The sequence below is a fragment of the Paenibacillus sp. FSL H3-0333 genome (genome assembly GCF_038002805.1).
Classification (GTDB): domain Bacteria; phylum Bacillota; class Bacilli; order Paenibacillales; family Paenibacillaceae; genus Paenibacillus_AQ; species Paenibacillus_AQ silagei.
Genome location: NZ_JBBODG010000001.1, coordinates 6709412 through 6723340, shown reverse-complemented (window position 1 = coordinate 6723340; position 13929 = coordinate 6709412). Strand labels below are relative to the sequence as shown.

Annotated in this window: 10 protein-coding genes and 1 pseudogene; 8 read left to right on the top strand and 3 right to left on the bottom strand. The window is 53.6% G+C overall.

The window, feature by feature from the left end:
• Positions 1-75: 75 nt before the first annotated feature.
• Together MHH78_RS29340 and MHH78_RS29335 are read left to right on the top strand one after the other, a co-directional pair.
• Positions 76-1884, top strand: a complete 1809-nt coding sequence (locus tag MHH78_RS29340; protein WP_341170406.1) for an adenine deaminase — start codon at positions 76-78, stop codon at positions 1882-1884.
• A gap of 292 nt (positions 1885-2176) precedes the next feature.
• On the top strand, positions 2177-2632 hold the full coding sequence (locus MHH78_RS29335; protein WP_076076971.1) for an IDEAL domain-containing protein: 456 nt from the start codon (positions 2177-2179) through the stop codon (positions 2630-2632).
• 76 nt (positions 2633-2708) lie between these two features.
• Here MHH78_RS29335 and hemH read toward each other — a convergent pair whose 3' ends face one another.
• Positions 2709-3734: a ferrochelatase gene (gene hemH, locus MHH78_RS29330; RefSeq protein ID WP_341169746.1), complete on the bottom strand. Its 1026-nt coding sequence runs from the start codon at positions 3732-3734 to the stop codon at positions 2709-2711.
• A 485-nt stretch (positions 3735-4219) separates the two neighbouring features.
• On the opposite strand from hemH, the gene MHH78_RS29325 reads away from it, so the two are divergent.
• Both MHH78_RS29325 and MHH78_RS29320 read left to right on the top strand, forming a co-directional pair.
• Positions 4220-6541 (top strand): FMN-binding protein, encoded by a 2322-nt coding sequence (locus tag MHH78_RS29325; RefSeq protein ID WP_341169745.1) that lies wholly within the window; start codon positions 4220-4222, stop codon positions 6539-6541.
• A 192-nt stretch (positions 6542-6733) separates the two neighbouring features.
• Positions 6734-7690 carry a 3'-5' exoribonuclease YhaM family protein gene (locus MHH78_RS29320; protein ID WP_076076858.1) on the top strand — a complete coding sequence of 319 codons (957 nt, stop codon included), beginning with the start codon at positions 6734-6736 and terminating at the stop codon, positions 7688-7690.
• A gap of 72 nt (positions 7691-7762) precedes the next feature.
• Here the strand turns inward: MHH78_RS29320 and MHH78_RS29315 are convergent, their stop codons facing one another.
• Positions 7763-9130 carry a TerD family protein gene (locus MHH78_RS29315; protein WP_341169744.1) on the bottom strand — a complete coding sequence of 456 codons (1368 nt, stop codon included), beginning with the start codon at positions 9128-9130 and terminating at the stop codon, positions 7763-7765.
• A gap of 144 nt (positions 9131-9274) precedes the next feature.
• Here MHH78_RS29315 and MHH78_RS29310 point away from each other — a divergent pair.
• Positions 9275-9748: pseudogene (locus tag MHH78_RS29310) on the top strand (TerD family protein); the annotation flags it as partial.
• 234 nt (positions 9749-9982) lie between these two features.
• Entirely contained in the window at positions 9983-10648 is a 666-nt protein-coding gene (locus MHH78_RS29305; protein ID WP_341170405.1) for a vWA domain-containing protein, read from the top strand.
• A 541-nt stretch (positions 10649-11189) separates the two neighbouring features.
• Here the strand turns inward: MHH78_RS29305 and MHH78_RS29300 are convergent.
• Positions 11190-11756 carry a GNAT family N-acetyltransferase gene (locus MHH78_RS29300; protein WP_341169743.1) on the bottom strand — a complete coding sequence of 189 codons (567 nt, stop codon included), beginning with the start codon at positions 11754-11756 and terminating at the stop codon, positions 11190-11192.
• A 275-nt stretch (positions 11757-12031) separates the two neighbouring features.
• Between MHH78_RS29300 and MHH78_RS29295 the strand changes: the two genes are divergently transcribed.
• Both MHH78_RS29295 and MHH78_RS29290 read left to right on the top strand, forming a co-directional pair.
• Positions 12032-12919, top strand: a complete 888-nt coding sequence (locus MHH78_RS29295; RefSeq protein WP_341141473.1) for a LysR family transcriptional regulator — start codon at positions 12032-12034, stop codon at positions 12917-12919.
• 122 nt (positions 12920-13041) lie between these two features.
• The gene (locus MHH78_RS29290) at positions 13042-13914 is read left to right on the top strand and encodes a transporter substrate-binding domain-containing protein (protein WP_341169742.1); all 873 of its coding nucleotides are present in this window, start codon (positions 13042-13044) and stop codon (positions 13912-13914) included.
• Positions 13915-13929 lie beyond the last annotated feature (15 nt).

Here is a 13929-nt window from a genome sequence, read left to right as displayed (position 1 = left end):
AAGTGACGGCTTGCGCCCCTTGAGGGGCGTCAGGGCCGTTTTTTCTAAATAGATAACCGGAAGGGAGTGCACATGATGACTTATACACGACAACCATTGGCCGACTGCGTGCCTGAGCTGGTAGCTACAGCCCGGGGAGATCAGAAGGCTACACTGGTCATTACAGGCGGCAAGCTGGTCAATGTCTGCTCCGGGGAGATTCTGGACGGCATGTCCGTCGCTGTACAAGGCGGGCGCATTGCTTACGTCGGCAAGGACGTCTCCCATACGATTGGGGAGAGAACTCAGGTTATTGATGCGGCAGGAAGATACATTGCTCCCGGCCTGATTGACGGACACTGCCATATCGAGAGCACTCAATTGACGGTGACTGAATTCGCCCGCGCTGTATTGCCGCTGGGGACGACCGGAGGTTTCTTCGACGCCCATGAGATTGCCAACGTATTCGGGCTTAAGGGAATTAAGCTGATGCTGGACGAGATGCGGGGAACACCGCTGGCTGCCTATATGCAGGTGGCTTCCTGTGTCCCTTCTGCGGGCGCAGAATTTGAGACAACCGGCGCGTCCATCGGACCGGAGGAAGTAGCGGAAGCCTACACCTGGGGCGAGGATGTGATCGCGCTCGGCGAAGTCATGAACTTCCCGGGTGTAGTCTACGGCGATGAGAAGATGCTCGGAGAGATCCAGGCCACGCTGCGTGCGGGACGGTATGTTGACGGGCATTTCACCTGGCCGGCGAGTGACTGGAGACTTCCGGTCTATGCCGCAGCAGGGGTGACTGGGGATCATGAGTGTGTGACAGCGGAGGATGTGATCGAACGCGTACGTCTGGGGATGTATGCCAAAATGCGCCGCGGCTCTGCCTGGCATGATGTCGCCAAAACCATCACGGCGCATACCGAGCACGGGCTGGACCCGCGCCGGATGATGCTGGTGACAGATGACCGCAGCTCCGAATCGCTGCGCGATGAGGGGCATATGGATTTTGTCGTGCGCCATGCGATCTCCCAGGGGGTGAAGCCGGTCACGGCTTTTCAGATGGCAACGATTAACACAGCCGAGCGCTTCGGCGTAGCCCGCGATATCGGCTCCATCACTCCGGGCTCCTGTGCGGATATCATTCTGCTGGACGGAAATCTGGCCGATGTTCATGTGGTCATGACAATTGCGGCTGGCGTTGTTGTGGCTGAGAACGGAAGCATGACGGCTGAACTGAGTCCTTACACCTACCCGGATGAAGTACTGGCCTCTGTGCATCTGCAGCAGCCTCCGGTTCCCGCAGACTTTGTGATCCACGCGCCCATTGAGGAAGGTGTTCTGGCCACGCGGGTTATCCAGGTCATTGAGAACCATGTGGAGACCGGCGAGCTGATCATGAGCCTGCCTGTGGCTGGATCGGAGCTGGTTGTGCAGGGCGGTCTGTGCAAAATCGCTGTTCTGGAGCGGCACAAGGGAACCGGCAACAAATCCGTAGGGGTTGTGCAGGGCATTGGCTTCCGCGAGCCTGCGGCTATAGCGATGACTGTAGCTCATGACAGCCATAATGTGCTGGTCATCGGCAATGATGATGGACTGATGGCGCAGGCGGCGGCTGCCGTGGCGGATGCTCAAGGCGGGGTTGCGGTGATTACCGCTGCCGGGACCACCTTGTTCCCGCTGGCAATTGCCGGACTGATGTCCGCAGAGCCATTTGAGATTGCCGCCGCGCAATCCGCTGCCATCAGCAAAGCGTTATATGATGCGGGATGTACGCTGAACTATGCTTTTATGACCCTGTCTCTGCTGGCCCTGGCGGTTATTCCCGCACTGCGGATCTCCGATAAAGGCCTGGTGCGGATCTCCCCCGAAGAGGGAATTCAGCTGGTACCGTTGTTCGTTAGCTAAGGCAGCGGGACATCCTGCCGGGGAAGATATACTAGTATTCTAATCTTGAGCCATTCAGTCTTTCACAGACTGGGTGGCTTTTTGTTCATGTATGGTTATCCTGTTGAAAAAAAGATAATAATTAACCGATTTTTTGCAGTGTGAAACAGAAAATTTTAAGTTTTTAATGAAAAAGCATTAACAATAGGGGCGGAAAAGACGATAATACTTTTAAATTAGTTAAAATTATTGTCGAATCATGAAAATTCAGCATATACAGATCGTCCAAACCTGAGGAACGGGGTGCATGAGAATGATGAGATTAGAAACACAGGACATCTTGAATATCACCAGGAAGCAAATTGCCGGTATTTTTAAAATGGAGCCGGTTGAACTGAAATTTGTCAATGATTATCAGGGTGAGCAATACCTGCTGACCAATGATAAGCTGCATCTCAGCAACCAGCATTATTGGGCTAAGGTTATGGATTGTGTGTTCGAGAACCATGTCAGACCTGTTCTGATGTGTGAGGTGCTCTACTTCCTTCGTAATGAGTTTCTGGAAAGTGACATCAAGCTGATGTTCTCTTATGATTTTGCGGAGGGCTCGGAGGGGGAAGCGGCGGCTTCGGCCGAGATCAGCTTCAAGGATTCGCCGGATCTGCAGCCTGACGAAATTGCCGAATTGATTGATTTTGCCCTGACTTTGCAGGATAAACAGTGGTTCGAGGAACTGACTGCCAAATATAAACAGCTCACGGTTCAGTAATCGTACTATTTAAAATAAAACGCCCGGCTCACAGGATGATGGCATCCGTGAGACCGGGCGTTCTTGTTATCTTCATTCAGTGGAAGACAGCCAGCCAGCCCTGGGCCGAGCAGTCTACCCGTTCCGCAAGGAAGCTGATCCATTCTTCCGTATCGTTCAGGCAAGGGGCCACCTCCAGCAGCTCAGCGTTCCCGCCGCCCATGGCGAAAAGCTCCCGGCCTTCTACGGCCAGTTCATGCAGTGTTTCGAGGCAGTCTGTAACAAGTCCGGGTGAGAAAATCAGCGGCCGCCGGATTCCGCGTCCGTGAAGCTCCTTCAGCGTGTCCGCAGTCGCCGGCCCTACCCAGGTCTCCGGCCCGAAACGGGACTGGAAGGAGAGCTGCCACCGTTCCGGGGGCCAGCCCATCGCTTCTGCGAGCAGACGGCCTGTCTCCTGGCACTGCTGCGGGTAGGGATCTCCGGTCTCGGCATAACGGCGGGGAATGCCATGGAAGGACAGGACATAATAATCCGGCTCTTCACTCATCGCGCGGATCTGCCGCTGCAATAAGGATTGCATTGCTGCTATGTAGCCTGGGGCATCATGGTAGGCTTCTACGAACCGCAGCGCCGGTACGAAGCGCTTGGATACCTGCCCGTAGCGGCTATGCCGTCCCAGAGCGGCGAAGCTGGCAGCTTCATAGACGGAAGCTGTTGTTGTTGAGGAATACTGGGGAAATAACGGAAGAACTATGATACGGGTCACTCCCGAAGCTTCCAGCTTGCGGAAGGCTTCGGCCATGCCGGGTGTGCTGTAAGCAAGCCCCAGCTCGACTTGATAACTGCTGCCCAGCAGTGCCTGGAGCGCTGCCTGCTGAGCTCTGGAATGGACGAGCAGCGGTGATCCCTCTTCCATCCAGATCTCCTGATAGAGCTTCGCGGACCGGCGCGGACGGGTACGCAGAATAATGCCGCGCAGCAGCGGCTGCCAGAGCAGCGGATGATAATCAATGATTCTGCGGTCAGACAGAAACCGCTTCAGATAAGGACGGACCGCCTTGGCGCTCGGGGCGTCAGGGGTTCCGATCTGAGCAAGAATAACGCCTATACACGATTGATTCATCAGCAGCTGTTACTCCCTTCCATGAACATGACATCGTTTTAAAATATCATATTCAAGTCCAATCACACAATATAATATATCTCACCGTTATCATATGAAGGAGGATATGGGAGATTATGAGAGGTGAGAGGAGTATATATTTTGTGCTATTGCAAAAAAGTGATGTTTCTTATAGGGTATGTGATTTTCTACACAGAGAAAAGAGTTTCAATTTTGTTACCATCAAGCCAGAAATATTCACCAGCAGCTTGAAGTCCACTTATGTGAATTAATTCACTCTATTATGTGAATTGTTTCACCTTTTGAAAGATTGTATATATAGATGAATCTTTTCTTACACGGGCTGGGCCGAGCAGGAATGAAGGAAGGAGTGGATGACGTTCAGGGAGAGTTGGCTGCTCTTCGTAATCAGAAGGAAATGATACGGAACAAGACGGTTTGAAAACGCTACATACTACTGGGGAATAATAAAGGAGAATACGCATTTGAAAAAATTAATTTCTTTGACTGTAAGCGCAGCCTTGCTGCTCGCGCCATTAGCCTATACGATTAACCTACCTGCCTTGAACCTGAAGGTGGATGCGGTTTCAGCAGCCTCGGAAGAAGCGCCGGCAGCGACTGCTAAACCAGCTCCGAAGGCAACAGCCAAACCGGCGGCAACCCCGAAGGCAACAGCCAAACCGGCGGCAACTCCGAAGGCAACAGCCAAACCGGCGGCAACCCCGAAGGCAACAGCCAAACCGGTGGCAACCCCGAAGGCAACAGCCAAACCGGCAGCCACTCCTAAGGCGACAGTTGCACCGGCAGCAACGGCTAAAGTAACCGCTAAGCCTGCAGCAACCACTGCACCGGAAGCATCCGCCAAGGCTTCTGCGAAGCCAGCGGCAACTGCTAAGCCGGCAGCAACAGCAGCTCCAGTTACTGTACACGAGGATGTATATCAGGACGGAGTATATGTTGCCTATGGAGATGCGTATTCCAAAGGCACAGAGGGTGCAAAGGTAACGATCAAAGACGGCAAGATCGCCGATATCGAGCTGCTCAGAACCAGCCCGAAGATCATCGACCGCAATGCCCGTGAGAATTACAGCGGCGTGTGGGCAGCCTATGGCCTGATGAAAGACAGACTGATGGGTAAAACCAGAGACGGCGCGGCTGCGGTTGACGCTGTATCCGGTGCAACCCGTACCAGTAACGGCTGGAAGCTGTCTGTAGACAGAGCTTTTGAGCGATCCCTTGCGCACCAAGCGGCTGATGCCACTTATTTTAACGGAGTCCATATGGGCGTAGACCCTGAGGCCAAATATGCAGTGTTTGCTACCTATGAAGCAAACAAGCTGACTGCGGTGAAATTGTATCCGCTGAGCGCTACCGGAGATTTCGTGGATGAGAAGACATATACGGCTGAACAGACCGCAGCGATTGCAGCAATCACTCCTGCACTGCTTGCCAAAGGTGCTAGTGCGCAGCCGGTAGCCGGCTTCGAGGCAGAGACCAAAGCCGCAGTGAACGCCTTCTGGGATGCCGAACAGAATGCCAGCATCAACAACAAGGCTGCTTATGTTGACGGATTCTACTCTTCCTACGGTACAGCAAGAAGTGTGGGCGTGGAGAGAGCGGATGTTGTGATCCGTAACGGTAAGCTGGTGGATGTGAAGTTGTTCAGACTGGGCAGCAACCTGATCGACAGAGGGGCAACCGCTTATGCGGAAGTTGTGAAGGCGAATGCTCCGATGACCGCCAAACTGCTGGCTAACGGATCTTATATCGCTAACTATAATGAGAAGGTAGATGGAATCTCCGGCGCTACGGAGAGCAGCCATGGCTGGAACCAGGCCGTAGAGCGCGCTTTTGAGAAAGCCTTGAAGACTCCGGGTGAAGGTCAAACCTTCGATGGTAAATTTGCCGGTGTGGATAATCAGTCCAAGGTTATGCTGCTGGTTGATATCGATACGGATCAGGTAACGGGCATCAAGCTGAGCCTGTTCGGCGCAGACGGTAAGCTGATTGCAGATGACAAGCGGACCGAAGAACAGAAGTCACTGGTCGACAAGCTGACCGCAGGGCTGCTCGCAAGCGGCGTGCAGGCTCCAGATATCGCCGGACAGGAAGCTCTGTCGGCTGCAGCGAAGGCAGCACTGACGGATGCTTTGACCAATGCGTCCAAGGTACAAGGCACTTATAAAGACGGCACCTTCACCGCTTATGGTGATGCTTATGACAAAGGCACGAACAAAGCAGATGTTACACTGCGCAACGGCAAGATCGTAAATGTGGCCCTTTCCCGTGTAGGCATGAACATGGTGGATCTGGGCAAAGCCGCTTATGCTGAGGTGCAAAAAGCTATTCCGGTGCTGACCGCCAGCTTCCTGGCCGCAGGCACAAGAGAAGGCGCTCAGGATGTGGATGCGGTATCCGGCGCTACCAGCAGCAGCAATGCGCTGAAGGCAGCCGTTGACAGAGCTTATGGTAAAGCGGAAGTTACGGAAACGGATAAGGCTGCGTATTTCGATGGCATTTTCATCGGTGCAAGTGTGGATAAGACTGTAAATGTTATGGTTACTACTAAGTATAATGTTCCTGTAACTATGGCTGTGTACTACCTGGATGATAAAGGTAAAGTAAGATATAATCTGACGGATGATGAGCTGCTTGTGAAATACGAGATCGAGAATACCTCGAACGGCAAGGGACTGCATAAGTATGGGTACCGTGCAGCAGCCTTCGGAGCGAATGATGCCCAGAAAGCCATCTCCGCCAAAGCGGTAGAAGCGATCAAAGCAGCGCTCGAATCTGCCGGCAAATAACAGAATCCATTCACTAAGGGTTGTCCTGGGTCATGCAAATGGCCGGGACAGCCCTTTTTGCAGGTGTGGACATAAATAGAAATGCCAATCGTATAGTAATTTAAAGGGATTTGGGAAGGGAGTGTCAAACCTCTAATATACACACTAATATACCCAGCAGGCCCAGGCCTGTAAGTCATAGGAGGCTTCACAATGACATTAATCAAACAGCTAGCCCCGCAGGATGAATTCACCGGCTTCTATCTGCTTAGAGAACTGGTGCTGAAACAGACGAACGGGACTCCTCCCAAGGATTACTTCGATATTGTACTAGGCGATGCCAGCGGCCAGATTTCGGCGAAATACTGGGACGTCAGCGTGACGGATAAGGAGACTTTTTTCCCGATGGCGCTGGTGAAGGTCCGGGGGATGGCTCATACGTATCGCGAGAAGCTTCAGGTCAAAATCACCAAGCTAAGACTGGTCAATGAATCCGACGGCGTATCGCTGACCGACTTCATCCGCTCAGCCCCGGTGCGTCCTGTGGACCTGGTCCATACGATTAAGAACGAGATGGCGAGTATTGCCGATCCGGAGATTGCAGCGATTGTGAACTTCTGTGTAGGGAAGGTTGAGGAGAAGCTGATGCATTATCCGGCGGCCAAGACCCATCATCATGCCTATTTCGCCGGGCTTGCTTATCACATGGTCCGTATGCTGGAGATTGGGGATTTCCTGTGCAAGCAGCGTCCGTTCCTGAATCCTGATCTGATGAGAGCGGGCATTATCCTCCATGATATCGCCAAGCCGGAAGAGATGATCTCGCAGTACGGCATTGTGTCGGACTACAGTGTGCACGGAAAACTGATTGGACATATCTCGATGGCTTCAAGCTGGATTACAGAAGCGGCCATCCGCACCGGGATTGATCTGGAATCCGAGAAGGTCATGGCGCTTCAGCATCTCGTCTTATCCCATCATAATCTGGGCGAGTGGGGAAGCCCGGTCCAGCCCCAGACGGCTGAAGCAGTTGCCCTGCATCATATCGATGCGATGGATGCGAAGCTGCAAATGGTGGAGGACGCCCTGGATACCACTCCGGAGACGGAGGAATGGACGCCGTTCATTAGAGGACTGGAGAATAAGGCCGTCTACCGGCTGAAGATATAACGATTGAGACCCTTGTCTCTCTGAAAATAGAGCAATCCCCCCATCCCGTAGTTGCGGTTTGGGGGGATTGCTTTACTTAGGATCTTCAGCCTCCGCCGCTGCGGCGGACTCCGCCTGTGCCTTCGTGACGCTGTCAGCTTCCAGGCCATAGTGGCTGCACAGGGCGCGGAGTCCGCCCGCGAACCCCTCGCCAATTGCAGCGAATCTCCATTTGTCCTTATAACGGTAGAACTCGCCGATAACGACGGCCATACCCGGCGTAATGTCCTGGCCGAAGGGGAACACGGCCAGTCTGACTCCCGTCCGGGAATCAATCAATGATACGGAAGCGTTCCAGATCGGGACCGGATTCCGGTCACCGCTGAACTCCGCAACCGTGAAGGCCAGCGCAATCCGCGTGATGGCTGCAGGCAGGCTGGTCAGCTGAAGATACAGATGTCCCATGTGCGCAGCGGGCTTAGAGCAGAAGACGGAGCCGCTAGGGTCTTCCATATTCCCAGAGAAGATAAGCTCCCGCTCTTGCTCACAGCGTCCGCTCTCCCGGAGCAGGAAGGCAGCGGTCTCCGGCTGGCTCACTTCCGGGTGCGAAGCCGGAGCGTCCCACTCCACAGCGGCAAGAAGTCTGGAAGCGCTGAGCTTGTCGCCGATATCGACTCGCTGCCCCCGCACCAATATGGGGGTAGCCGCAGCTTCAGTAGCTGGCGATGCTTCCGCCGGAAGCTTACCGGGCGATGCCGCTGGCGCTTCACCTGGCGACTGCCCGGCCACCGTTCCGCCCACCGGCAATCCTGGGCTAACATCGACCGCAGGACTGGCCGCTGCCTTCTTCCCGGCGGCCGGCTTCTTCGCGGCCTTCTTGGGCGCTGCCTTGAACGGCGTATACCCGCCGTCATACATCGTCCCGGCCTTGTAGCCCTGGCTGCCGGCTAACAGCAGCGGATCGAACTGCTGCCACTGCTCCATCAATTTCAGGAGAATCAGTGCAGAAGCTCTGGCATCCTCCAGAGCATCATGGTGCTTCAGCCGGATGCCGAAATGCGCCGAGATGACATTCAGCTTATGGGAGGGGAGGTCCTGGAGCATTTTTTTGCCGAGCAGGTAGGTACATAAATATTGAAAGCCGGGATAGCAGAGAGAGTAGTCGTCCAGGCAGTAGCGCAGCACACTCATATCGAAGGCGGCATTATGCGCGATCACAATCTCCCCTTGCAGCAGCGGCTCTACCGTAGGCCACAGCTCCTCGAAGGTAGGCTGGCCTCTGACCATCGAAGGTGTAATGCCATGAATGGCAATATTCATCCCGTCGAACGGTTGCTGCGGGTCTATCAGCCAGTTATGTTCTGCTGTAACGATACCATCGCGGACCTGAACAAGCCCCAGGGCACAGGCGCTGGAGCGGCCGGAATTGGCAGTCTCAAAATCTATCGCAGTGAAATTCATCAGGTAAAGCCCCTATCTATCATCTATTACCTTTCATATTAAAGGAGCAAAGCTGGAAATACAATCTGTTCAGGTTGTGCAAGGCTGCCTCAATGGGGTATACCTTATCTATGAACTTCTGGAATAGACTGCTATGAAGAGGAGATGAAAGACTTGCAGCTGTCAAAAGGTCAAAAGGTCGAACTCACCAAAGGAAGAGAGGCTCACGAGATATCCATCCAGCTCCGCTGGAACACGCAGCATAGCGGAGTAGGCGTCGATGCGGCAGCCTTTCTATTGTCAGATCAGAACCGGTGTGAACGGGATGAGGATTTTATATTTTACGGGAATCCGGTGTCGAGGGAGGGGGGAGTAGCGCATTCTGCGGAGGGGGAGAACGGGGCGGACCTGTCCATTTCGTTATCGAGAATACCTCAGCATTATGCCCGCATTGCGGTAACCTTGACGATCTATGAGGGCGAGCAGCGCAACCAGCGGATGAAGGATCTGTCCGGCTTGCAGCTAACGCTGACAGACCGCAGGACTGGGGAAGAGCTGTACCGCTTTGAGTATGGGGCGGATCTGTCAGAGGAGACAGCTGTCGTAGCCGGGGAGCTGTACCGCCATCAGGGAGAGTGGAAGTTCAGCGCCATTGGCAGCGGGTATAATGGAGGACTTGCAGCCTTGTGCCGAAGCTACGGGCTTGAGGTGGAACAGGAGTCCGGGAACGAAGCTGCAGCGGCGGCTGAGGTATTGGAGCGAACACCTGAAGTGGTGGAGCAAACATCTGAGCTAGTGGAGCAGACACCTGAGGTGGTGAATAAGACCCCGGAGGTAATTCGTCAGCCCGAGGAGGAGCCTCCGGTGAATGTGTTGTCTTCGATTAATCTGCGCAAAAAGATCGTGGAGCTCACCCTGGTCAAAAAACAGCTCACCGGTGTAACCGCAAGAGTGGGTATCGTGCTCGACATCACCGGATCCATGCGCAGCCTCTATGCCAGAGGGGTAGTGCAGGAGGTGGTAGAACGTATCCTTGCGGTTGCCAGCAAGTTCGATGATAACGGCTCCCTGGATGTGTGGGTCTATGATACGGAATTCAGCAGACTTCCGCCGGTTACCGAGCAGGAGCTTGGCAGCTATGTCTTCACTCATATTATGAACAACGATTCAATTCATAAGTTCGGGCGCAATAACGAACCGCCGGTAATGCAGGATGTCATCGGAAAATACACCAAGGAGGAGCCGGACACGACGCCAGTGTTCATTATCTTCATCAATGACGGCGGTGTGGTCAAACTGACCCGCAAAGTCATTATGGCTGCCTCCTCGCTTCCGATCTTCTGGCAGTTTGTCGGCATCGGCGACTCCGACTTCGAGGTGCTGAAGCAGCTCGACACGATGAGCGGCAGACTGGTGGATAACGCCAGCTTCATCCATCTGGACCGGATTGAAGACGTATCCGATGAGGAGCTGTATGACCAGCTGCTGAATGAATTCCCGCAGTGGCTGAAGGCCGCGAAGGCGAAGAGTATTCTGTAGCAGCATTCGCAGGGAAGCGTGGAACAACCGCTCAGTAGCAGCAATCACATGGAGCCGTGGTGCCCCGCTCAGTAGCAGCATTCATATTGAGTCGTGGTGCTCCGCTCTGAAGCGGCAATCACAATAAGCTGTAGTGCCACCGTACAGTAGCAGCATTCACATTGGGCCGTGCTGTTCCGGTCTGTGAGGGCATCCATATCGTGCTATGTTTGCCCCCTTACTGGGGCCGGATAGCACTGCAACGCGAGGAATGTTGCATGTTTTGCAGCTTTGATTCCCGGATACTTAGGCGTCCAAGGGGATTGTTGCAACAAATGCAGGAATTGCCCCGTTATGCCGCCCGGAGGAGGAGAAATGCTGACTTTTAGACAACAATTTCGAATTTTGGTGCGGATGGAGAGGGGATTGTTGTCTTTTGGGCAGGATTTTTGCAATTTCCCGGCTCAAGTTGCCCACGGACCAAACACAGCCCTACAGTGCTCCGCTGAATCACCGTGATAAGCCGTGATAAGCCCCTAATGTGCCGTAACAAAAGCACAGCTTAGCCCGTTATCCTGGCTGTAGAAGTTGGTTCCGCGTGTGAACCGGCGGAGACCGGCAGCTCCAGGCGGTAGCCTTTGACCAGAGTATCCCCGTTCTTCAAATCCGTTTCATAAGCCCGCTTGAAGCCCAATGCCTCGTACAATCTAACCGCAGAGGCCATCATATCCGAAGTATGAAGATTTAAGCTAGCTGCCCCAAGCGTAATGGCCCTTTCTGCGGCTTCACGGATCAGAAGTCTGGCCACCCCGCGTCCCCGGACCGCCGGAGATACAGCCAGCAGACGGATGATCGGTGTATGGATACCCAGCTCCGGCCTGCCGTAAGCAGCCTCTGAGGAGGTGAACAGCAGCACGCTCCCTACAATTTGTCCGTCCAGCTCCGCTACAATCCGGGAGACGGGTGCATCGCCATGAACCGAGCCGAGAATGGAATCCCGGTACTCCGCCCAGAACGGCCCGGGCAGCACGGCTGCATATTCGCTGTAAGCTTCAAGCAAGACCCTGGCAATGGCTTCACGATCGGAAGCTGCGGCTTCACGGATTACAATTTCTGCTGAGTGATTCATCTGGTGCCTCCTGTCCGGTAATGGTGTTTTGTTATTATAATCTATAAATCCGATGAGTATAAGAGGGATTTAATGATTTTGATTAATGGATAGAAAAGTTCTATCTGTAATTGTGATCAATGTAATGGTTAAGGCCGTATGCTACACAATAAGTCTGTTGACAAAAAAAGGGCCGGTGACTAAGATATAAACAAATTCTATAGGAAAATGCGGATCTAATTCATTGTTAAACGATTGGAATAGTAAAAATTATAAAACGCGGAGGGGGACTACGCTTGAACATCGAGAATATTGAAGCTTTTGTCTACATCAACCACTACGGCAGCTTCAACAAAGCGGCAGATGTGCTTTATATCTCGCAGCCGACAGTGACTGCCCGTATCCAGTCGCTGGAACGGGAGCTGGACTGCAAGGTATTCGACCGGCTGGGCAAGCAAATTAACCTGACGGATAAAGGCCGCCAGTTCCTCCCCTATGCGCAGCAAATTCTGCAGGTCTATCAGAACGGGAGGCATCAGCTTCAATCCAAAGGCCAAATCCCCGGCGAACTGAGGATCGGAAGCACAGTATCGGTCTCCAATTATCTGATGCCCCGTCTGCTGCTGCATTTGAAGCGGCGGTATCCCCACATCCGTATGAAGCTGACGACTGCTCCTACGGAAGTATTGATTGAGAAGCTGAAGGCGAAGGAGATCGATCTCGCTTTTATCCGCAAGGTAGTGAATCCGGCCATCCAGTCGTTTCCTTTCTGTGAAGACCCGATCTCGCTGTATGTGTATGCCGGTCATCCGCTGGCCCGCAAGGGCCGCGCTTCGATCCGGGAGATCTCTGAGCAGACCCTCGTATTCTTCGAATGCGGCTCGCTGGACTGGATGCGTCTGCACCGGGTATTCGAGAGCATGGAGCGTCCGCCGGGCATTGTCTATCAGGTGGATAACCTGGAGACCGCCAAGAAGCTGGTGCTGAAGCAAGCGGGAATCTGCTTCCTTCCAGCCTTGAGTGTGCAGGATGAGGTAGAGGCGGGAACGCTGGTAAGGGTGGATATCACGGAGACCGAAGGCATCTCCCTGCGGACCAGCCTGATCTCACTGAACGGGGAGAACGCGGAGTTCCTGGACACCCTGCTGGAGCTGGGGACGGGGACGTTGAGTAAGCTGAATTGACTTCTTGAATAACCATATTAAGAAACTCTATTAGCGCATGGCAGCGTGCAGTGATAAAGTTAATTGCATATAATTACCACTAAACAGATAGGGATTATCTAAATTGAAAAGGGGTTTGAGAGATGAACAAGACCATTTCGTTCGCATCCACACTTGTACTAACACTGCTGATCGCTGGCTGCGGCAATAATAACAGCGCTAATAGCGGCAAGGTAGCGGAGGCAGCATCTCCTAATAGTTCGGAGTCCACGGCTGCTGCCGCCGATCCGGCTAAGGTGACCAAGATCGTGGTCGGCACAGGCACCGCTTTTCCCAATGTTTGCTTCATCGATGAGAACGGCAAGCTGACCGGCTTCGATGTAGAGCTGCTGAAGGAGATTGACAAGCGCCTGCCGGAGTATGAGTTCGAATTCCAGACGATGGATTTCAGCAATCTGCTGCTGAGCCTGGAGACGAAGAAGATTGACCTGGTAGCCCATGTCATGGAGAAGAACCCGGAGCGGGAGCAGAAATACGCTTTTAACAAGGAAGCTTATGCCCACTGGAGAAACCGCATCGTTGTAGCCAAAGGCAATACCTCGATCCAGACATTGGACGATCTGAAGGGGAAAAAGGTGCTGACCGGCGCCACCAGCGCGCAAGCGCAAATTCTTGAGAACTATAACAAGGAGCACGGTGCGGATTCGATCAAAATTGTCTATCAGAACGGTGCCGCCAACGATACGGTCAACCAGATTGATTCGGGCCGGGTGGATGCTACCCTTGCTGCGGATTTCGTATTGCCGATCATCGACCCGCAGAGCAAGCTGCAGGCGGTAGGTCCCGAGCTGTCCTCCGCTGATATTCTGTATGTGCTGCGCAAGGATGATGCCCCTTCGCAGAAGCTGTCGGATGCCATTGACGGTGTGGTCAAGGAGCTTAAGACAGACGGCACACTTGGCAAAATAAGCACACAGTGGCTGGGGGCAGACGTTACCACCTCATCGGTTCAATAATGCGCAGGCCCGTAC

What these genes read in the sequence shown, in the direction of transcription:
- MHH78_RS29340 (WP_341170406.1), top strand. Translation starts at nt 76, where the DNA reads ATGACTTATACACGACAACCATTGGCCGACTGCGTGCCTGAGCTGGTA.
- MHH78_RS29335 (WP_076076971.1), top strand. Translation starts at nt 2,177, where the DNA reads ATGATGAGATTAGAAACACAGGACATCTTGAATATCACCAGGAAGCAA.
- hemH (WP_341169746.1), bottom strand. Translation starts at nt 3,734, where the DNA reads ATGAATCAATCGTGTATAGGCGTTATTCTTGCTCAGATCGGAACCCCT.
- MHH78_RS29320 (WP_076076858.1), top strand. Translation starts at nt 6,734, where the DNA reads ATGACATTAATCAAACAGCTAGCCCCGCAGGATGAATTCACCGGCTTC.
- MHH78_RS29315 (WP_341169744.1), bottom strand. Translation starts at nt 9,130, where the DNA reads ATGAATTTCACTGCGATAGATTTTGAGACTGCCAATTCCGGCCGCTCC.
- MHH78_RS29300 (WP_341169743.1), bottom strand. Translation starts at nt 11,756, where the DNA reads ATGAATCACTCAGCAGAAATTGTAATCCGTGAAGCCGCAGCTTCCGAT.
- MHH78_RS29290 (WP_341169742.1), top strand. Translation starts at nt 13,042, where the DNA reads ATGAACAAGACCATTTCGTTCGCATCCACACTTGTACTAACACTGCTG.